The sequence below is a fragment of the Methylotuvimicrobium sp. KM2 genome, from assembly GCF_038051925.1.
Classification (GTDB): Bacteria; Pseudomonadota; Gammaproteobacteria; order Methylococcales; family Methylomonadaceae; genus Methylotuvimicrobium.
The window spans coordinates 704,193-724,294 of sequence record NZ_CP150634.1; the positions used below are offsets into that span (position 1 = coordinate 704,193).

At 51.0% G+C, this 20,102-nt stretch carries 15 protein-coding genes; 10 read left to right on the forward strand and 5 right to left on the reverse strand.

All coding sequences use genetic code 11. The features are described from left to right. The first annotated feature begins 165 nt into the window (after window positions 1-165). From WJM45_RS03110 to WJM45_RS03120, 3 genes are all read left to right on the forward strand, one after another. Entirely contained in the window at window positions 166-375 is a 210-nt protein-coding gene (locus WJM45_RS03110) for a hypothetical protein (protein ID WP_341327530.1), read from the forward strand. 214 nt (window positions 376-589) lie between these two features. Continuing rightward, complete coding sequence (locus WJM45_RS03115) at window positions 590-1,153, forward strand: cytochrome b (RefSeq protein WP_341327531.1); 564 nt, start codon at window positions 590-592, stop codon at window positions 1,151-1,153. A 397-nt stretch (window positions 1,154-1,550) separates the two neighbouring features. Next, window positions 1,551-2,564, forward strand: coding sequence for a quinone-dependent dihydroorotate dehydrogenase (locus WJM45_RS03120; protein ID WP_341327532.1), 1,014 nt, complete (start codon window positions 1,551-1,553; stop codon window positions 2,562-2,564). Between the two features lie 136 nt (window positions 2,565-2,700). On the opposite strand, the gene WJM45_RS03125 is transcribed toward WJM45_RS03120, so the two are convergent. Further along, entirely contained in the window at window positions 2,701-4,080 is a 1,380-nt protein-coding gene (locus WJM45_RS03125; RefSeq protein ID WP_341327533.1) for a DUF6880 family protein, read from the reverse strand. Between the two features lie 348 nt (window positions 4,081-4,428). Between WJM45_RS03125 and WJM45_RS03130 the strand changes: the two genes are divergently transcribed. Beyond that, window positions 4,429-4,584: a hypothetical protein gene (locus WJM45_RS03130; RefSeq protein ID WP_341327534.1), complete on the forward strand. Its 156-nt coding sequence runs from the start codon at window positions 4,429-4,431 to the stop codon at window positions 4,582-4,584. 901 nt (window positions 4,585-5,485) lie between these two features. On the opposite strand, the gene WJM45_RS03135 is transcribed toward WJM45_RS03130, so the two are convergent. The 3 genes from WJM45_RS03135 to WJM45_RS03145 all read right to left on the reverse strand — a co-directional run bounded on the left by WJM45_RS03135 (window position 5,486) and on the right by WJM45_RS03145 (window position 8,167). Next, window positions 5,486-5,893, reverse strand: coding sequence for an HIRAN domain-containing protein (locus WJM45_RS03135; RefSeq protein ID WP_341327535.1), 408 nt, complete (start codon window positions 5,891-5,893; stop codon window positions 5,486-5,488). A 9-nt stretch (window positions 5,894-5,902) separates the two neighbouring features. Beyond that, a complete protein-coding gene (locus WJM45_RS03140; RefSeq protein ID WP_341327536.1) occupies window positions 5,903-6,982 on the reverse strand; it encodes a hypothetical protein in 1,080 nt (359 codons plus the stop codon). 210 nt (window positions 6,983-7,192) lie between these two features. Further along, on the reverse strand, window positions 7,193-8,167 hold the full coding sequence (locus tag WJM45_RS03145; RefSeq protein ID WP_341327537.1) for a WYL domain-containing protein: 975 nt from the start codon (window positions 8,165-8,167) through the stop codon (window positions 7,193-7,195). Between the two features lie 421 nt (window positions 8,168-8,588). On the opposite strand from WJM45_RS03145, the gene WJM45_RS03150 reads away from it, so the two are divergent. After that, the gene (locus tag WJM45_RS03150; protein ID WP_341327538.1) at window positions 8,589-13,757 is read left to right on the forward strand and encodes a RecQ family ATP-dependent DNA helicase; all 5,169 of its coding nucleotides are present in this window, start codon (window positions 8,589-8,591) and stop codon (window positions 13,755-13,757) included. A 770-nt stretch (window positions 13,758-14,527) separates the two neighbouring features. On the opposite strand, the gene WJM45_RS03155 is transcribed toward WJM45_RS03150, so the two are convergent. Continuing rightward, complete coding sequence (locus WJM45_RS03155) at window positions 14,528-15,085, reverse strand: Uma2 family endonuclease (protein WP_341327539.1); 558 nt, start codon at window positions 15,083-15,085, stop codon at window positions 14,528-14,530. 656 nt (window positions 15,086-15,741) lie between these two features. On the opposite strand from WJM45_RS03155, the gene WJM45_RS03160 reads away from it, so the two are divergent. The 5 genes from WJM45_RS03160 to WJM45_RS03180 all read left to right on the forward strand — a co-directional run bounded on the left by WJM45_RS03160 (window position 15,742) and on the right by WJM45_RS03180 (window position 19,936). Then, a complete protein-coding gene (locus tag WJM45_RS03160) occupies window positions 15,742-16,575 on the forward strand; it encodes a hypothetical protein (protein ID WP_341327540.1) in 834 nt (277 codons plus the stop codon). A gap of 99 nt (window positions 16,576-16,674) precedes the next feature. Beyond that, complete coding sequence (locus tag WJM45_RS03165; RefSeq protein WP_341327541.1) at window positions 16,675-17,004, forward strand: hypothetical protein; 330 nt, start codon at window positions 16,675-16,677, stop codon at window positions 17,002-17,004. A 186-nt stretch (window positions 17,005-17,190) separates the two neighbouring features. Continuing rightward, entirely contained in the window at window positions 17,191-17,583 is a 393-nt protein-coding gene (locus WJM45_RS03170) for a DUF2442 domain-containing protein (RefSeq protein WP_341327542.1), read from the forward strand. 135 nt (window positions 17,584-17,718) lie between these two features. Beyond that, window positions 17,719-17,994, forward strand: a complete 276-nt coding sequence (locus WJM45_RS03175; RefSeq protein WP_341327543.1) for a hypothetical protein — start codon at window positions 17,719-17,721, stop codon at window positions 17,992-17,994. Between the two features lie 349 nt (window positions 17,995-18,343). Continuing rightward, window positions 18,344-19,936, forward strand: coding sequence for an ABC-F family ATPase (locus WJM45_RS03180; RefSeq protein WP_341327544.1), 1,593 nt, complete (start codon window positions 18,344-18,346; stop codon window positions 19,934-19,936). Window positions 19,937-20,102 lie beyond the last annotated feature (166 nt).

Genomic DNA, 20,102 nt, shown 5'->3' on the forward strand with positions numbered 1-20,102 from the left:
TTTAGGCAAAGCAACCGATTGGTTTAGCGAATAGGCTTGGTTTGGAGCGGTGAAAAACCGAGATTCATATCGGAAATTGCATTTTTCGCTTGAGCCATCGTAATGACGGCGTTATATTCCTGATTCCAATAAAAAAAATAATGTTATAAAAACGAGGAGGAAATCATGTCCGGTGATCTTATTCAATTGGTTGTGGCGATGTTAGTCATTGCCTTGGTAGCTTTTGCACCGCTGGGTTATTTTATTTTGAAGTTCACACAGGAAAACGGCAAGCCGTTCGGCGAAGTCGAGCCTCATGGCGATAGTCCGTCTTTGGTCAACGATCTGGCGGAAAAGGCGATCGCGTTCGCGAAAGGACTGATGTCTAAGCAATAATAATTTAATTCTAGAGGGTTCCCTCGCTCTGCGTGGGAACCCGGCTTAAGTCAAGCGTGCCGAATTTTAAATCGGTGATTTCATCATAAAAAAATTCACCATGAAGAGCATGAAGACAATGAAGAAAAAGACTATAAAATTAACAGTCTAATTCTTCATGGTTATTCCGTAGTCATGAAAACCTTCACAGTCTCTGGAACGAGGAAACAAAGAAATGAATTGGAAAAACACGCCTCGACGTTACGGTTCGCTGGCGATAAGCCTGCACTGGCTGATGTTTTTATTGATGGCGGGCCTTTATGCATGCATCGAATTGCGCGTACTATACCCGAAAGGCAGCGATCCGCGCGAAGCGTTGAAAATGTGGCATTTTATGTTGGGGTTGTCGGTCGGCTTATTGGTGTGGCTGCGTCTGACTGTACGCCTGAGTAACGTCAAGCCGATGATCGAACCCGCCATTGCCGCATGGCAAAAATATTTGGCTTCCGCCGTTCACTGGAGTCTTTATTTGTTGATGATCGGCATGCCTTTGGCCGGATGGTTCATGCTAAGCGCAGCCGGTAAACCGATACCCTTTTTCGGCTTGGAACTTCCGCCTTTGATCGGCAAGAATCCGGAGCTCGCCAAAACGATCAAGGAAGTCCATGCGACGGTCGGCACGGTCGGTTATTACGTAATTGGCTTGCATGTCTTGGCCGCGCTGTATCATCATTATCTCGCGAAGGATGATGCACTGGTTCGAATGTTGCCGTTCAAAAAATATACTCATCGCACATGAAAATTCGGCATTATAATCCCTCGCCCACAATGGGAGAGGGCTCTGGGGCATAAGCGCCAACTTAAGGAAAAACGCGTCATTCCGCCAGGGATTGGCGGAATCCAGGGCTAGGGATGGCAATGCTTAGCTTCACACCCATGTAACATGGATATCGGCAATCCATGTTGATATGACGAATCAAGCCACAAATGCACTATAGAATAAACATTAAGTTGGCGCCTATGGAGGGCTGGGGTGAGGGGTTTAAAAAACCGAAATTTGAAGTGCGATAGGTATAACACACAGCGCTCTTGATGTTATGAGTCAAGATTCCCAAGCTTTCCATGAAACCCGCCGGAGACCCTTTAATACCACGATTTTCCGGCGAAAACGATCAATTCTTTCACTCCTTGTTCAAATGAACCTTTATCCATTAATTCGCCCGATATTATTTTCCCTCGATCCCGAAGTCAGTCACAACCTAACCTTGAAGGCGCTGCAAGCCGCGCATCGTTCGGGATTGTCATCGGTGCTGTATCCTAAACTGCCTGCCAAGCCGGTCAAGATCATGGGGCTCGAATTCAAGAATCCGGTTGGCTTGGCCGCCGGGCTCGACAAAAACGGGGATTATATCGATGCGATGGCTGCCTTAGGTTTCGGCTTCATCGAAATCGGTACGGTCACGCCGCGCCCGCAACCGGGTAATCCGAAACCGCGCTTGTTCCGTCTGCCCGAGCATCAGGCGATCATCAATCGCATGGGCTTCAACAATAAAGGCATCGATCATCTGTTGAACCGCGTCGAACACTGTCGATATAAAGGCGTGCTCGGCATCAACATCGGCAAGAATTTCGACACGCCGATCGAAAAGGCCGCCGACGATTATTTGATCGGCTTGCGCAAGGCCTACCGTGCGGCAAGCTACATCACGATCAATATTTCCTCGCCGAATACGAAAAATCTTCGGCAATTGCAGCAGGGCGACGAAATCAAGGGTCTGATTGCGGCATTGAAGGAAGAACAAGTGAAATTGCAACGAGAACACGGCAAATACACGCCGTTGGCGCTCAAGATCGCGCCCGACTTGACGCCGGATGAGGTCCGCCATATCGCAGCGCTATTGCTCGAGTTTGAAATCGACGCGGTTATTGCAACCAACACGACGATCGCAAGGGATGCAATCGCGGGCCATAAATTGGCCGAAGAGGCCGGCGGCTTGAGCGGAGCGCCGGTCAAGAAAAAATCGACCGAAGTCGTCGCTGCCTTGGCAACGGAATTGAACGGTAAGCTACCGATTATCGCGGCCGGCGGAATACTGAGCGGAGACGATGCATTGGAAAAGCTACAAGCCGGCGCGAGTCTAGTTCAGGTCTATAGCGGCCTGATTTACAAAGGTCCGGAATTGATCGCCGATATTTTGCGGAAAATTTGAGCGTTGTAGCCCATCTTTTATCGAGAAGCAGAGAGTTTCTCGAGCTGAACTCCCAAGCAAAGAGCTTGGGAATGCGCGGTGAGCGGAATCGTGTCATAGCAGGTCTTCTGTGAGGTAACGCTTCCGCCGTCCCTTGCTATTTCGTATCGACCAAAGGCCAAAAACTTCGTTTCCGTCCGTGTTGCGCGCGCAATTGCTGCTCATAGACAGTATGGTTGATCATCGGGCCGTATTCCGGTTTTTGCTGATCCAGTTTGCGCAGTTCTTTGAGATAATCGGCGGCATAATGGTAGGCTTGGGATTTGCCTCTATTCAGAATGTCGTCGAGCAGACAACGTTGCAGGATGATACGAATCAAAACGGCGCCGGCCGGCACCAGTCCAAGCAAATGGGTCAATGTCAGGTAATGACATTTAGCCAGTTCGCCCGACTCTGCAAACAACACCTGACGAGAGCGGTCGAACTCGCCCAATTGGAACAACAATTCTAGCTTTGCCGAGACAGAACTTTTAAGCATGGCCTGCTCGATCGTTCGTTGGCGCAGATCCTCGGCCTCATCTTTCTCGGCCAGTGGCAAAAGCGCTTGAAGATTTTCAAAGGTTGGGCTGATGTCGAGGCGGGCTTTAAGTGCCTCCTTTTGCTGGTGCGGCAGATCAAGCGCACGGTAACATTCGGCCAATAGAGATAATCGTTCGGCATTGTTGTTTTGCCAACCGGTAGCCGGCCACGGTTCAGTTAGCCATTTGAGCGCGCCTTGATAATCTTCGCAGCGCAAATAAAAACGCGCCAGATTGCCGATCTGTAACGAATTCGGTTCCGGACTGACCAATAGCATCGAGCGTTCATACAGAGCCGGATCTTTCAAGGCTTCGGCAATGCCTTGCAAATTCGCTAGCTCGCTAAAATAACCGGTACCGTTGGGGTTTTGGTTCAGCGCATTGCGCACGCCTGTTTCATAAAACAACGCCAAGTGTCTCAATTCTTCTTCGGGTAACAGTTGATGCGCATTCGGCAGCAAGACGTCGTATATACCATAGTCATTTTCATTGACCAGGTTTTTGACTCGATCCTGCCATCCTTCCGGCGGGGCGGGGCTCAATCGGGCGGCTTGCAGCCATAATATGCAAGCATCCTGATAAACACCGCCGATAGCACCATTGGAATCATCACTGCGTTCCAGGCTATTGACGGAAGTGGCCAGCAAGGCATCTAGCAGCTTAAATGCCTGTTCCGGCGCTGAGGGCATTATATGGTGTTCGATTTCCGCCAAAAGTTCTTGTATCTCATCCGCCAAGGACTCGGCTTCGTAGTAATCGACAAAGTTTTTTTGATGTTTCAGTGTCGAGATTTGCTGTCTCAACGATCTCGTCAAGGCATTGCTGTCTTCGCTTATCAGTAAGCGCTCTATACGTCGGTCGAGTCTTTCATCTTCGCCGTACAGGCTGCAGATAAAATCGGCAAGTACTTCTTGCGGTAGTTCGTTTAAGCGTGTTCGCAACGTGTTTTCTTCATTCATTTAAAACAATCTCATCGAATTTCTTTTTTTTCTGTTCGCTGTTATTTTTCTGTTTCTCAAGCTCTGTTTGGGAAGCTAAGCAGGGAAGCTCCGGCTTCCAGAAAACTCACCAGTCACGAACGACATCGATCAAGCCCGCCTGCCCCGGATAGTTCCGAACGCTCGGATAGCGCCAATATTCGGGCAGATCCACGTAACCGTGTTTCACGGTATTGTGATGAATATAGTTCAGTTTCTACCGCATGACCGCATCGGATTAGATCAATTTTGCAGTTTCCAAAGCTCCGCTTGTCGGCCTCGGGAAGCAGGAACTTCCGGGGACTGCATTCCCAAGCAAAGAGCTAGGGAATGGGTGCTGGTACAAACAAGATACCCGATTCCACCCAAAGTTCCACCGATAAACTCAAATTCAGCCGCGTGAACGCCACCGGTTCGGTGCTTCAAAAAGCCGGCCTGGTTCGCGACGCCGAAAATCGTACGCTGTTGCAAAAAGCCGATGATTAATGAATTGAATGATTTAACCCGCGGGCTTGCGTTATGAGGAGGCATATTGTTTGGCTTTACAGAGCCAAAGATAGAAATACTTGGATGCTAGTCGGGCCTAAAGAAGACCCAGGTGCGCGCACGGCAGGGAGAGCTACACATGCGCCTACGCAACCCGACGCTTCGCTTACCCGCGGCGGATTGGGAGCTGGAGTCGTGGCCCCCGATGCCGAAGCTACGCACCGGGACACTTCGAAGAGTGGCCGCCCAGTGGGAGCGGGAAGCAAGATTAAGATTGCCCGATTCCCCCAAAAGTTTCACCGATAATCTTAAATTCAGCCACGCCTAGAGCGGCGCCGGCAACGATATCCGCGCTTCGGCGCTCAGGAAAACCGGCCTGGTCAATGAATTAGATAATTCGGCCCGTGTCGGCTTGCACCCGTATTGCATGGCTTTCCGGAGCCAAAGGCAGAAATACCAGGATGGTAACGAGCTGTGAATTCAAACCAAGTGGCGCAAGCTCAGCTTCTGATGCACTTGCGCCTACGCGTCTTGAACTCTGCTGCAAATAACCGATGATTTGCGCAAGGACTTCAAGCGCCAATGGGGAACCCTTCTCGAAAACTATGTATACCGAACTCTGAAAGCTAGAGAGCTTGTCGTGCTGCATTTCCAAGTAAGGAGCTTGGGGATGCACGGAAGGTATCGATTTCCATGAAGAACCGCAAAAACCATAAAATGCTATTGGTTTGATATATTTTTCAGTTGCTAAATAAAATGGATAAGAACAAACCAGTTATCAACCATTTCAAGAAGCTATCCTGTCGGTGATCGATGTCGAAAAGCCAGCACGACAAACGCCATATCGAATACAGAAAGCCTAGAAACGCCAGTAACAACCCGATTAAGACGCCCATATCCGTTATCGTTCGGTCAGATGAACCGCGAACTGGATGCGCTTCCATGGATTATGCGACTTGTTCAACGCAACGATACGCGCGCTCAAGCGCCTGCCGTTATCCAACAAATGGCAGCAGGCGGCATTGTCGATGCGCGGCACGTAGCCGAGCTTGTAACCCCGCCATTCGACGCGAACCGCACGCGGGTCGTAGCGGTTTTCAGGCTCGCGAATCAAGTGAAGATCATCGTTTACGGACAATCGATCCCACACCGCTTCGCCTTCGTGATACTGGAAACCGGCGATCGGCGAGCGTTGTAATTCGATGTCCGGCTGGTTATCCGTTTGCCGCCTGAAAGAACGTGTTTCCGCCGATACGCTGCCCGCGCCGAGTAGCGCTGTCAATGCCGTGATAAAAGATCGTCTTTTCATGTGCTTACCTCAATGATGCACCAGCCATAAATAGCCTTGCAGCCATAACCTTCCTTCGATGTCCTGGCCGATTTGCGGCGGTTCCGAACCGGACCAGACTTTGCGTGAAATATAGATGTCCAAGTCGGCATCTTCGTCAAATCGCATGACCGTCGCGCGAACCCGCCAACCCTCTTGACCGAGCCAATCCTTGAATTCGCATACCGACTTGATAGGAGCATGAAAACTGTAATCGTCGCGGTCCCAGTCGGTTATCGGCAAAAAGATTGCCGAACCGTCAAAAGAAATCGTCAACTCGGTCGATACAGGCGTTTCTTCGGCGGATAAATGCCGGTTGAGCCAGGCCGCTTCGTCGGGATGTCGCTTGATTGGCATTTCCAAATGCTCGGCAGGCCGAGCGTCGTAGGCGATTCCCGCTAAAATGAAGTCGTATGTTCGCCCTGACTCATACCAATGACGGTTGATCAAAAAACGGGTGTCGAAAAACTCGATTTCGGCAATGCCCCAGCTTGCTTTTATTGTGGCTTCGACGCCGCTTTCCCATACCGAAACCCTGTCGAGTGTCAGCGTTTGTTGCATGCCGGCATCGGAAAATGGGAAGATTCCGACAACCCCATTGCCCTCCGGTTTTTTGTCGATGACGATTGCCAAACCTTGTTGCCGTTCCGGCCAGGCTAATTGAAAGCCTTCTCGCCAAGTTTCCGGTTTAATACGAGGCGGCGGATAAAAGTCGCCGTAACCTGATTGCACCGATGCTTGCGGCAGAATTTCCGGCAATTGCTCCAACAGATCCTGTGCGTCGGCAAAGAACGCCAGCCAATGCGATCCTGGAAAATGCTCGGCTTCGGCGGTTTCATAAACAAACGTCGAATCGGGCCAAGATGCCGGAATATCCGATTTGTCAGCATTTTCCTCCGGGAGCAATGGTTTGGCGAAGAGTTCCTGCTCAAGTAATTCTTTCTTGATCAGTACTTCTTTACGATTTTCCAGCTCGAGACCGACATACTGCTCGCCAACGAAGCAAACACGGCAGTGACCATGTTTTGGATGTTGAATGATGCTGTTCAATGTCAAATCGTTTGCATGCATGGCGTTACTCAAAGGTCGGTAATGGGATGTTGATTTGCGTTAGGCGATTTGCTGTTTCCCAAACTCCGGTTTGGGAAACCCTTGCCGGCATCGGGAAGCAGAGCTTCCAGTCCTGCATTCCCAAGCAAGAGCTTAGGAATGAGCGGAATTTTAAAATCCCTAACGCGAGGCCAGCATAAACTCTCAGTGGCTCAAAAACTGAGGCAGCGCTCAATCCCGGTAAATTTTTGCGATGCGGTTTGCTTCTTCGGCGACAGTATCGCGCAAGGATGGCGGCGATTCGACTTCGACATGATGGCCGTGGCGAAGAATGTCCATTAACAATTCGCGTGTGTCGGCGAACGGCAATGTGAGACGGTAGCTGCCGTCCGGCAAATCCTCGCCGACTTGATCGGGATGCCAGCTTTCGTAACGGACCCAGCGGGAACGCTCCGCCGAAAATTTCAAAACCGCCCAATCGACGGGTTGGCCCGAGAAGATGCCGTAAGCGCGGGCCAAATGTTCGTCGAGTCGCTCGGGCGGTATGTCGCGCGCGGCATCGGGCGAAATCGTCATTCGCTTCAGGCAGTCCACCGAAAACGTTCGCAAGGACTGCCGCCAGTGACACCAGGCGTCCAGATACCAGTTGTCGCGGTAGTGAATCAACCGTTGCGGGGAGACGATACGCCGGTTGATTTCATCACGTCCGCGGTTCCAAGCGTCGATTTCGAGTCGCTTGCGATTCAACAAGGCTGAAGCGATTTCACTGAAAAAATGCGGCTCGACGTGGCGTTTCGCGATCGATAGCAGCCTAACTCGCTCGGCGATTTCGCCGGCCTGATGACCGCCGGCTTCCAGCAAACCGGTCAGGCGCGTCTGCAATGGAGCGATATGTCTAGCCAGGATGCCGGGTTCGAGGTCCGACAGCAATTTTTGTGCGGCCAACAATGCATACAATTCTCCGGCACTGAACCACAATCCGGGAAGCTCGTGAGCTGGTCCTTCACAAGGCGGATCGTCGAAGCGATAACCGCCTTCCTCACGGTCCCAAACGATCGGCGCATGCAAGCGGTCGCGTAGATATTCGATGTCGCGCGTGAACGTGGAGCGGGAGATGCAGAGTCGTTCGAGAAAAACGGCGATCGGCACGACGCGCTGCTGGCGTAGCAGGTGTTCAATCGCGTAAAAGCGTTCGGTTCGGTTCATTGGCGGATTCGGTGTATTGTTATCGCTGTTTCCCAAGCTCCGTTCTCATCGTTATACATAAGTCAAAAATTATGGTTTTGCAATCTTAGCTAATGAGGCTTCGATACCATTTTTTGTCGCCCAACGTTCCCGACTTTCCCTCACCTAGCGTTAGGTGAGGGACGACGAAGGCGTCGCTCCCACAAGGGGCTGAATGCTCTGTGGGAGCAATCCCCTGATCGCGATTTCGGAGCCACTGATATCCAATATCCGCAGATTTATCAAACAGCACCGTTTCCATTTATACGATGACCTCTGTTTAGGAAGTTTACCGATACTTGTGTATAAAGGCGAGAGCAGAGCTTGGGAATGAGCGGAACGTAAGAATGGTTTACAATCAATCAACAATAACTCCGCGCCTCAGTGCGAGAAATAGATAACTATGACAACGGACTGGCAAGCCTTTCAAAACGACTGTTGCAGCCTCGATCTCGAAACTAACGAAAACGGCGAGATTTTTGCGCTCGGCGGGCGCTTTCGCGGGCAGGAGTTTATTCGCAAGGCGCCTTTCGATATTCGAAGAGTCTTAGGCGAATTCGACCGCTTTGCCTCCGAGGCTGAATGTATCCTAGGTCATAACCTGCTCGGCCACGACTTGCCGGTTTGCCGTGCGATAGCTCCGAATCATGGCTTTTTGAACAAACCGGTCGTCGATACGCTGTATCTGTCGCCGCTGGCTTTTCCCGAAAATCCGTATCATCGCCTCGTCAAGAATTACGAGTTGGTGCGCGACGGCCTGAGCGATCCTTTGCTCGACGCCAAGTTGGCCGAGTCGCTGTTTCAGGATCAATGGAATGCCTTGCGCGAACAGCAACAAGCCTTCGGCATCGTATCGTTTTATCACTACGCCTTTTCCGGCGATCCTGATTTCAGCGGAATCTGCCGCATGATGGAGTCCGTTGGGGCCGAATTACCGGGCGCCTCGCAAGCCTTCGATATATTCAAGCAAACCTCGTCCGGTAAAGTCTGCGAGACCGCGTTCAACAAGGTCGTGTTGTCCTATCTGCCCGATCCACGTTTGCGTCAAGCGTTGGCTTATTGCCTAGCCTGGCTGCGGGTCGCGGGCGGCAATTCGGTGCTGCCGCCGTGGGTTCGGCAACGCTTTCACGATGTCGCGCCGGTGTTAAGTCAACTGCGCGATATTCCATGCGGCAATCCGGCATGCGCTTATTGCGCCGGCGTGCACGATCCGGTGAGTCAATTGACGCGCTATTTCGGATTTCCGGCTTTTCGCGAGGAACCGGCAAGCGATGACGGCGGCAGCTTACAGCAAGCGATCGTGCAGGCCGCGATGAGCGACCGGCCGTTGTTTGCGGTATTGCCGACCGGCGGCGGTAAGTCGTTGTGTTTTCAATTGCCGGCATTGGTGCGCTATCAGCGGCGCGGCGTGTTGACGGTCGTGATTTCGCCGCTGCAGGCCTTGATGAAGGATCAGGTCGATAATTTGCGCAACAAGACCGGCGCGCCGAATGTCGCCGCGCTCTACGGTCTGTTGACCGCACCCGAGCGAGGCGAAGTGCTCAGAGCGATACAGTTGGGCGACATCGCGATACTCTATGTCTCTCCCGAACAACTGCGCAATACCGGTTTTCAAAATGCGATCGCGCAACGAGAAATCGGCTGCTGGGTGTTCGACGAAGCGCATTGTTTATCGAAATGGGGACACGATTTTCGGCCCGATTATCTCTATGCCGCGCGCTTCATCAAGGAATTCGCCGCGAAGCACCACGCGCCGCTGCCGCCGGTGCAATGCTTCACCGCGACCGCGAAGCAAGACGTCAAGGATGAAATCATCGATTATTTCCGCGCTCATTTGGGTCAGGAGCTGGCGGTTTTCGAGGGCGGCGTCGAACGCAGCAATTTGCATTTCGAAGTGCAGACCGTCAATGCCGCCGACAAGTATCCGCGCATCCACTCCCTATTGACCGAGCGCTTGACCGGCAAGACCGGCAGCGCGATCGTTTATTGTTCGACCCAAAAAAACACCGAAGCGGTGGCCGAGTTTCTGCAACAAGCAGGATGGCAAGCCGAGGCCTTTCACGCCGGCAAGGATGCGGCCGAGAAAAAGCATATCCAGGAAAACTTCGTCGGCGGCATCACCCGCGTGATTAGCGCGACCAATGCGTTCGGCATGGGTATCGACAAGGAAGACGTACGCTTGGTGATTCATGCCGACATTCCGGGCTCGCTCGAAAACTATTTGCAGGAAGCGGGGCGCGCCGGGCGCGACCGTCAGGATGCCGAATGCGTGCTGTTGTTCGATGAGAACGATATCGACACGCAATTCAAACTATCGGCGCACTCGCAAATCACGCAGCGCGATATCGCACAGTTGCTACGCGGAATCAGGCGATGCAAAAAAGACAAGTCCGGCAATGTCGTCTTGACGGCCGGCGAGCTATTGCAGAACGATGCGGTCGACACGTCGTTCGGTAGCGACGATTATAATGCCGCAACTAAAGTCGTCACGGCGGTTTCTTGGCTGGAGCGGGCCGGTTTCGTGGAGCGCAACGAAAACCGTACGCAAGTTTTCCAGGGTCGACCGAAGGTCAAAAGTCTCGACGAAGCCGAAGCCAAGATCGATAAATTACCGCTGTCGCAACGCCAGAAAAAGCGCTGGCTGGCGATTCTCGAAGAATTGTTCAATGCCGACAGTGACGAAGGCTTCAGCGCCGACCAACTGGCGATGCTCGGCGCGTTTGCCGAAAATGACGAAGACAAACCCGGCGAAACAGCCAGTCAACGCGTGATCAGAACTTTGTACGACATGGCCGAGCAGGGGCTGATTCAAAAAAGTCTGCTACTGACCGCATTCATCCGCTACAAGGTGACCCAATCATCTCAGGCACGGTTAACCAAGGTCTGCGATCTGGAGAGGGCGATGATCGCCGCGATGCGTGAATTAGCGCCCGATGCCGCAGGCGACGATTGGCAGGTCTTGTCGCTTCGGCATCTGAACCAACATTTGCTGGATCAAGGTTTCGAACAAAGCCATTTGGAAGCGCTGCGCCTGTTGTTGAACAGTTTGAGTCGGGACGGCTTGGGCCTTGCCGGCAACAAAGGCAGTTTGTTCGTGCGCCATCGGGGGCTCGATCAATATGCGGTCAAATTAAACCGCGGCTGGCCCGCGCTGATTGCGACTGCCGAAAAACGGCAAGGCATCGCCAAGATCGTGTTGGATTGCATCGTCCGAAGGGTACCGGAAGGCACGCCGCCGGCCGCCGATGTGCTGGTCGAATTTGCCGCCGAAGACTTGCTCTCGGCCTTGCAGCAAGATGCGGTCGCATTGGCGGAAGTGAAAGATCCGCTCGCAGCGGTCGAGCGGGCGCTGAATTTTTTGCATGAACAAAAAATCATTACCTTGCAAAAAGGCCTGGCGGTTTTTCGTCAGGCGATGACCATCAATGTTTTGCCGGAAGCAAAATCGCGGCGCTACCGCAAGGGCGATTACGAACCGCTGTCGCAGCATTACGGCGAACGGGTGTTTCAGGTGCATGTGATGAACGAATATGCGCGGCGCGGACTCGAAAAAATCGGTCAGGCGCTGGCCTTCGTCGTCGCCTATTTTTCGCTCGATAAGGCCGAATTCGTGCAGCGCTATTTTGCCGGGCGCAAGGAAATACTCGAACGCGCGGCCAGCCAACAAGCCTTTCAGCGCATCGCCTCCGATCTCAATAACCCCGAGCAAATCGCGCTGGTCTCGGCGCCGGAAGACGACAATGCGCTGATTCTGGCGGGGCCGGGTTCCGGAAAGACGCGTGTCGTCGTGCACCGCTGCGCGTATTTGTTACGCGTCAAGCAAGTACCGGCGCGGGCGATTTTGGTACTGTGTTTCAACCGTTCCGCCGCGAATGAAATTCGGCGCCGGTTGATCGAGCTGGCCGGCGATGAAGCACGCTACGTAACCGTGCAAACCTATCATGGTTTCAGTTTGCGCTTGACCGGTCATGCCGTAAGCGGTCTGTACAGCGACGGTGAAGCCTCGAGCGAACCGTTCGCCGAAATGATCGGCGAGGCGATTGCTCTGTTGAAGGGCGAAAAAAATTTGCTCGGCGTCGAACCGGACGCAGCCCGAGATAGATTGCTGGCCGGTTACCGTTTCATCCTGGTTGACGAATACCAGGATATCGACGAGGCACAATACCGGCTCATTTCAGCGATTGCCGGACGCAGTCTCGACGACGACAGCCGATTGACGATTCTCGCGGTCGGCGACGACGACCAGAATATTTACCAATTTCGCGGCGCGAATGTCGAGTTCATCCGGCAATTTCAGCAAGACTATCAAGCGCAGGTGCATTACCTAGTCGAAAATTACCGCTCGAGCGCGCATATCATTGCCGCCTCGAACGCCTTGATCGGACATAACCGGGATAGGATGAAACAACAGCATCCGATACGGATCAACAAACAGCGAGGCAATCTCGAGCCCGGCGGGCGATGGCAAGCGCTCGATACCCTAACGCGCGGCAGAGTTAGGCAAATCGATACCCTAGGCGAGTCGATGCAAGCCTTGCAGGTTGCCGAAGAACTCAAGCGGCTGCGGCAATTAGACGTTCGCCTGCAATGGCCGAACTGCGCGGTGCTTGCACGCGAATGGCAGTTTTTGAGTCCGGTTCGGGCCGTTTTCGAGGCGCAAGGCATTCCTGTCAGCATCGTGCTGCCGGCCGATCGCAGGCCGCCGCCGTTTCGCATTCGCGAAAACGCGGGTTTACTCGATGCGTTGAAACATCATGAGGAACCGCTGACGCGTCCGTCTTATTGGCTCGATTGGTTGGACGAACATTATGGCGAGCAACCGGGTAACCCATGGCTATTGCAGCTCAAAGGACTTCTCGGCGACTGGCGGAATGTAACCGGAGACGGCGAGACGGCCAATAGTCAGACTCTCGATTTCATCGCCGAAACGCTCGTCGAACAACGCCTCGACCGAACCTTCGGACAGGGCGTCTTGCTCGGCACCGTGCATTCGGTCAAAGGTCTCGAATTCGATCATGTCGTGGTAATCGACGGCGGTTGGAATTCGCGAGCCGGAGAAGAAGAGCAGCGCCGTCTACTCTATGTTGCAATGACCCGCGCGCGAGAAACGCTTTGCCTGATGCATCGTAAGGATCTTCGCAATCCGTATCTGTCCGAGCTACGGGGCGATCATTTGCTGATTACCGAAGCGCCGGAGCTCGACGCGCAAGATCGGCCAATCATTCTTCGCGATTACGAAATCCTGGGCTTAAAAGACTTCAACATCGGTTATGCCGGTTTATTTCCCGAACAACATTCGATACACCGACGTCTCGCGGAATTGAATCCGGGCTGCGAACTGAATTTCGCCCGTATCAACAGTAAATTGGTTTTGCAATCCGGCGGCGAGACCGTAGCCGCGCTGTCGCAAAAAGCCCAACATGAATGGGCGGACAAATACGTCAATGCAGAAAAAGTGACCGTGCTTGCAATGATCCGCCGCCATGCCGAAGACGGCGAGGAGCAATATCGCAAGCGCTCTCAATGCCCGGTATGGGAGATTCCGTTCGTCGAAGTCGTGTGTCGGGGCTAGAAAAAACATTGGCTCTAAAATGTAACCCGACCCTGAGATATCCCCACAAAACGCTCGTTCCCATGCTCTGCGCTCCGTTATACATAAGTCAAAATCGACCGTTTTACTCGTTCCCACCGCTTCAGCGTGGGAATGCATACCGATCTTGCCTCGGCTGACAAGGTATGGGTTCCCACGGAGGACCGTGGGAACCAGAAAAAATTACTGTTTTGCAATCTTAGCTAATGAGGCCTCGATACCATTTTTTGTCGCTCAACGTTCCCGACTTTCCCTCATCTAGCGTTAGGTGAGGGACGATCTGGGGATCGCTCCCACAGAGCATCCGGCCCCCTTGTGGGAGCGACGCCTTCGTCGCGATTTCGAAGCCACCGATGTTCAATATCCGCAGATTTATCAAACAGCACCGTTTCCAGGTGTACGATGACCTTTGTTTAGCAAGTTTACCGATACTTGTGTATAACGGCGAGTGCTCTGCGTGGGAATGCCGCTTTAGACGCTCTGCGTCGACTGCGGCGGGCAATTGGATTAAGAAACAGTCGAGCATGTATCGTTGCTCTTTTCGGGATTATCGACCCCTGGGGACGCAGAGCGTCCCGGGATGCATTCCCACGCAGAGCGTAGGAACGATGAAAAAATCAATATATCTATCAATTTTCAGCCATAGCAAATCGTTTTATTTGGCTATTTTGTGGGGATACCTCAGAATCTGACCCCTTTTTTATGGGTCTTTTGCGGAACGTTTGGAGGCTTTTTGTCGCTATCGACTCTTCTCAATCCCAAGCCGATTCATAAATCCGCTCGATGGGAATCTCCTGCTCCACCGAGTGTAAGGGGATCGTCGCCCCGTCTGTGTAAATTGACATTTCCCAGCCACTGGCGGCACGGCGGAACACGCGCACGTCCATAAAGCTTTGCGCAACCAGCACGTATTCCTGCAAGCTTTCGATTGACTGGTACATCAGGCGCTTATCTTCTTTATCGTATTTGGCCGTGGAATCGGACAAAACCTCGATCACCAGCTTCGGTTTTTCCCGGAAATGACTGTTCGGGGCGGTTTCGCAGGTAACCATCAGATCAGGATACAAAAAGGCGTCTGCTGTGCCGACTTTTAATTTCAGGTCGGACATGAACACTCGGCAGGGTGTGCCGCGTAAGTGCTCGCGCAATATAAAAGCAAGGTTCAGGGAAATAATGTTATGACTATCGCTTGTGCCGGTCATCGCGAAAATTTCACCGGCCACGAATTCATGTTTAATTGGACTGCTTAGCTCCATCTCCAGGTACTCCTCGGCACTGAGGCGGGTTAATTTGGGATGAGGTACAGACATACAGTCTCCTGAAAAAGCTGGCAATTAACTAACCCTATTCTTCATGGGTTTTTGTGCATTTGCAACTTGAACTTGTATGTGAATCGGCGTTTCTCTCCCAAGCCCCGGCTCTCACTGTTACACGCAAGTATAAATATAACTGTCTTGCAAAAAGCAATTCCAGAACGCGAGATTGCCGAGCCTTACGGAAACGCTTTTGGTGTTAAAGCACTAGCGGAGTTTCCTTGCCCGCCGTTAGGTGAGGGACAACGTAGACGTTGTTCCCGCAAGGGTTCGGTTTCTCTGTGGGAGCGATCCCCAGATCGCGATTTCGAAGTCCGGAGCGTTAGGTAATAATAAATGTCATCGAGGTCACATTATAAAAGAGCAAGACGGTATCTACGACTTTGTATAACGAAGAGAACCCCTGCTTGGGAGCGAGATAAAAACTGCTTTACCTCGCTAGCGGCCAAGTCACGCGGATGGCGTTTGCCAAAATGCAAAATATAGCGTTTAATCCACTCCTATAGGCTTGTTCAGTACGGATGCTATAGTGCTTCAAACGAATCTTGGCCTGAACTTGATCCAATAATGTCGGTGAATTTTCCGAAGCCGACAATGACGTTTTTTGTATTTTTATTAGGAAAGGTTGTTTTTTACAACTCACTGAAAGTTTTATGATTTTAATTTTAAAAACCGAATTAGGCAGCTGTTTGACGCAATATTTTGCGTCATTTAGTATGTCTAATTATAGTTATGCGTTAAAGATAGGTCGGCAACACAATATGGCTAAACATCCGTTACAGCAAATAAGCATTATTCAAGAACTTGAGTTGTCGATTGAAACCATTAAATCAGCCTTGTCGATCATTCAAAAGATAGAACACCAAAAAACGCCTTCATTTTTGATATTTCTATTACTTTCTACTGGCATTGAAAGATTGTTCAAGATAATTATAGGTATGCGTCTTCTATCTGACGGTAAGCAATTTCCTACGGAAGAAGAGTTAAAGCGAAAATACGGACATGATCTATCCAAATTAAAAAGAAAGTTATTGGCTCTTTGCGTTGCTAAACCACCATCCGTTCCAGTATCTAAGGAAGATAAGGATTTTCTTGAAAATGATGTTGTGCTTAATGAACTGCTAGCACATTTAAGTGAGTTCGCATTAAAAGATCGATATGTGTATATGAATAGAATTGCAAACGAGGAGTCTACCGGGAAATGGCTTTCTCATCGCTGGGACGAAATTGAATCTAAAATTGTTCCTCAAAAACAAGCAATAGAAATGATATTAAATAACAAGCAAAATGAATATAAGAGCATAATAGCACTTCAACTTGTTATTACGGTTGAGCGTTTATTAGGTGCTGTATGCCGGATGGTTACGCTCGGCAAAATGGATGGTGACTCTAATAGCGCAGCCACATTACTTTACGATTTTTTATTCCTTAAAGAGTCTGATTTAGGAAAGCGTAATTATGACCTTTTTGGCTATTCACCGATATAAATATCGCATAACAAGGCCAATCCAGCCGACCCAAAAAGCGACGCGCCTCCTACGTGGCGCTTCGCTTTTTGGGTCGGCTGATTGGCAGCGTTAACAGTCATGAACATAACCGATGCAACACCACAGCGCCGGAAGTTGGGAATAGAGCTGTTTGTCGATGGCACAGAGAGCCTTGTCTACGAGGGCGTCGTTTTTCATCGGCACGAGGGGCACCTCGTTGTGGCCTCTTACTCGGACTTCATACATAGCGAGAACAGTTCGCTCCGTGAAGCGATAGAAAAGATAGAGCGCTCAAAGGCAGTTTTGGCTGCCTTCAGCGCGGTTTCGGCTTCGTTGCCCCACAAATATGAGTTCTGTTACGACTATGGCATGGGTACGGTAAAGCTCGCGGAACTACAAGGAAGCGAAGTCGTTTGGTGCGCGAAATGACTGCTAACAATGCGCTCCAGCCAACTCCAGGCCGCGATGCGGCCTTCCGCGGCTGAGCGCAACGTTAAGCGCTGTTCCCATAGGAAAAAGTTACGTGTATCATTTGGTCTATGAGTCCAACAGTTTTCCGCGAAGCCGGTTTCCGATTTTTCTTTTTTTCGCGGGAAGAACCGAGAATGCATGTTCATGTGCAAGGCCAAAACGGCGAAGCCAAATATTGGCTTGATCCAAAAATTGAACTTGCTCAATCTGTCGGTTTTTCTCGACGTGAAATCCACGAAGCACTTCGCCTTGTACAGGAGCATGAATGTGAAATCCGCAGCGCTTGGCATAAGCACTTCCCCTGTTGAAGTAACCAATATCTCTAAATACGGCTTCTGGCTGCTGTTGGGAGATGAAGAACTTTTCTTGCCATTTTCCGAATTCCCGTGGTTTCGAGATGCCAATATTGCAAAGATTTTGCATGTCGAGCTTCCTTCTTCGAATCATCTGTACTGGCCCGAGTTAGATATTGACTTAGCCGTTGAATCAATCCGTCATCCCGAACAGTTTCCGCTGGTCAGCCATGTCAGCGCCTAACGAATAAGGTTAGATTTTGTGAGAAACGCGAACCAAAATCTGAACCGTTTGTTGAAATAACTGGGGTCAGAGTATAGAGTTTTCGAGGCCTTGCAAAAAGGCTTGTCTGGCTCGGTAACGGGTGCGGCGAACCCGTTGCCCGAGTTGTTAATCGCGATGCAATCGGACTATCGATTGTTCGGCAATAAGGCGCAATCGGTGCAGCACTGTCTCGATGTCTGGAATCGCTTCCGGGATGCTAGCGGTTATTGTGAAATTTCCTTGGTTAAAGCCGCCATGGGGGATCGAATCGATGGTTTTCCAATTCATGTGCGTGCACCGTTGATGTCGGTCCCAACCGAAGCTATCGATCCGATTCGAAAGGTCATCTGTCAATGTAGGGAGAATTTTCGACAGTTGCTTGCGGCTTAGCGGAGATAAGGCGTTTAATCGTAACCGAACAGCGGAAAAAAGGGGTAGGGTTAAATTCAAGCATAATGGTGGGTAATAAACAAGTAACCCGCCCCCCTTCCCTGCGTGTCAAGGAGGGATATTCCAATCAAGCCTTTATAAATACAGACGCCGCGTCGTTAGATGCAAACCGAAATACAGTTTCTGCAGGGTGGATAAAAAAGGTGGCGTTTTATGTTGCTCCACCACTTTTGAACATTAGACGATTTTTTCGATTGGATGTGCGTAGTTTTTAATTAACTCTCTTTTACCCTGCTAAACGGGTTAAAATGGGCGGTTTTTTACCACACTTATATATCCGGACAAAATCTTGATTTCAACAGCTAATATCACCATGCAATTTGGGGCAAAACCCCTGTTTGAAAATATTTCCGTCAAATTCGGCGAGGGTAACCGTTACGGCCTGATCGGCGCTAACGGTTGCGGTAAATCGACTCTCATGAAAATTTTAAGCGGCGAATTGGAACCTTCCGCCGGTAACGTCAGTATCGGTCCGAATGAGCGTTTGGGTAATTTGCGGCAGGATCAATTTGCGTTCGAGACATTTACGGTGCTGGATACCGTCATCATGGGTCATGAAGAGCTATGGCGCGTTAAACAGGAGCGCGACCGCATTTATTCGCTGCCGGAAATGAGCGAAGAAGAGGGGATGCAAGTTGCCGAGCTGGAAGTGGAATTCGCGGAACTGGACGGGTATACCGCCGAATCTCGCGCAGGCGAATTGCTGCTAGGCTTGGATATTCCTCAGGAACAGCATGCCGGCTTGATGAGTGCCGTTGCGCCCGGCTGGAAATTGCGCGTCTTGTTGGCGCAAGCCTTATTTGCCGATCCCGACATTCTGCTGTTGGATGAGCCGACTAACAACCTCGATATCAACACGATTCGCTGGCTGGAAAATATCTTGAACGAGCGCGACTCGACGATGATTATCATCTCGCATGACCGCCACTTTTTAAATAGCGTTTGTACGCACATGGCGGATTTAGACTATGGTGAACTGCGTATTTATCCGGGGAATTACGACGAATACATGACCGCGGTCACCGAAGTGCGCGAGCGTCTGCTGGCCGGCAATGCCAAAAAGAAAGCCCAAATTGCCGAATTACAAACCTTCGTCAGCCGGTTTTCGGCCAATGCCTCTAAAGCCAAGCAAGCGACTTCACGCGCCAGACAATTGGAAAAAATTAAGTTGGACGAAGTGAAGCCTTCTAGTCGAGTCAATCCCTTCATTCGTTTCGATCAAGATAAAAAGCTGCATCGCTTGGCGTTGGAAGTGGAAGGTTTGAGCAAAGGCTACGGCGCCGAGCCCTTGTTCAAAGATCTCAAGCTCATGGTTTCGGTCGGCGAACGCGTCGCTGTAATCGGTCCTAACGGCATCGGTAAAACCACCTTGCTCCGTACTCTGGTGCGCGATTTGATTGCCGATGACGGGGTGATCAAGTGGTCCGAAAATTCCAGCGTCGGCTATTACGCGCAGGACCATGCCGGCGACTTTGCCGAAGACATTACGTTGACGGAATGGATGGGCCAATGGCGGCAGCCCGGCGATGACGATCAAACTATTCGCGGTACTTTAGGGCGCTTGTTGTTTTCGCAGGATGATATTCACAAATCGGTCAAAGTGCTGTCCGGCGGCGAAAAAGGCCGGATGCTGTTCGGCAAATTGATTTTGCAAAAAAACAATATCATGGTCATGGACGAACCGACCAATCACTTAGATATGGAATCGATAGAATCGTTGAATACCGCGCTGGAAAACTACCCCGGAACGCTGATTTTCGTCAGCCATGACCGCGAATTCGTGTCCTCGTTGGCAACTCGGGTCATTGAATTGACTCCGCAGGGCATCGTCGATTTTAACGGCAATTATGAAGATTATTTAGCCAGCCAAAGTTTGAATTGAGGCTAAGGTTACGGTAAACAATAAATTCCCTAAAGTTACTCATGCGGAGCGTTGTCAAATATCAATAAATCGAGGGTGCTCTTTTTCAGTAACGTTCATGAAGGCCTAGCCATCGCCCCGGCAAATGAAAGTTTAACCGCGTAGCCCGGATGGAGCGCAAGCGCAA

Excerpts from the sequence above, each read along its gene's own strand:
- WJM45_RS03110 (WP_341327530.1), top strand. The coding sequence starts at position 166 with ATGTCCGGTGATCTTATTCAATTGGTTGTGGCGATGTTAGTCATTGCC.
- WJM45_RS03115 (WP_341327531.1), top strand. The coding sequence starts at position 590 with ATGAATTGGAAAAACACGCCTCGACGTTACGGTTCGCTGGCGATAAGC.
- WJM45_RS03120 (WP_341327532.1), top strand. The coding sequence starts at position 1,551 with ATGAACCTTTATCCATTAATTCGCCCGATATTATTTTCCCTCGATCCC.
- WJM45_RS03125 (WP_341327533.1), bottom strand. The coding sequence starts at position 4,080 with ATGAATGAAGAAAACACGTTGCGAACACGCTTAAACGAACTACCGCAA.
- WJM45_RS03130 (WP_341327534.1), top strand. The coding sequence starts at position 4,429 with ATGGGTGCTGGTACAAACAAGATACCCGATTCCACCCAAAGTTCCACC.
- WJM45_RS03135 (WP_341327535.1), bottom strand. The coding sequence starts at position 5,893 with ATGAAAAGACGATCTTTTATCACGGCATTGACAGCGCTACTCGGCGCG.
- WJM45_RS03140 (WP_341327536.1), bottom strand. The coding sequence starts at position 6,982 with ATGCATGCAAACGATTTGACATTGAACAGCATCATTCAACATCCAAAA.
- WJM45_RS03145 (WP_341327537.1), bottom strand. The coding sequence starts at position 8,167 with ATGAACCGAACCGAACGCTTTTACGCGATTGAACACCTGCTACGCCAG.
- WJM45_RS03150 (WP_341327538.1), top strand. The coding sequence starts at position 8,589 with ATGACAACGGACTGGCAAGCCTTTCAAAACGACTGTTGCAGCCTCGAT.
- WJM45_RS03155 (WP_341327539.1), bottom strand. The coding sequence starts at position 15,085 with ATGTCTGTACCTCATCCCAAATTAACCCGCCTCAGTGCCGAGGAGTAC.
- WJM45_RS03160 (WP_341327540.1), top strand. The coding sequence starts at position 15,742 with ATGATTTTAATTTTAAAAACCGAATTAGGCAGCTGTTTGACGCAATAT.
- WJM45_RS03165 (WP_341327541.1), top strand. The coding sequence starts at position 16,675 with ATGAACATAACCGATGCAACACCACAGCGCCGGAAGTTGGGAATAGAG.
- WJM45_RS03170 (WP_341327542.1), top strand. The coding sequence starts at position 17,191 with ATGTGCAAGGCCAAAACGGCGAAGCCAAATATTGGCTTGATCCAAAAA.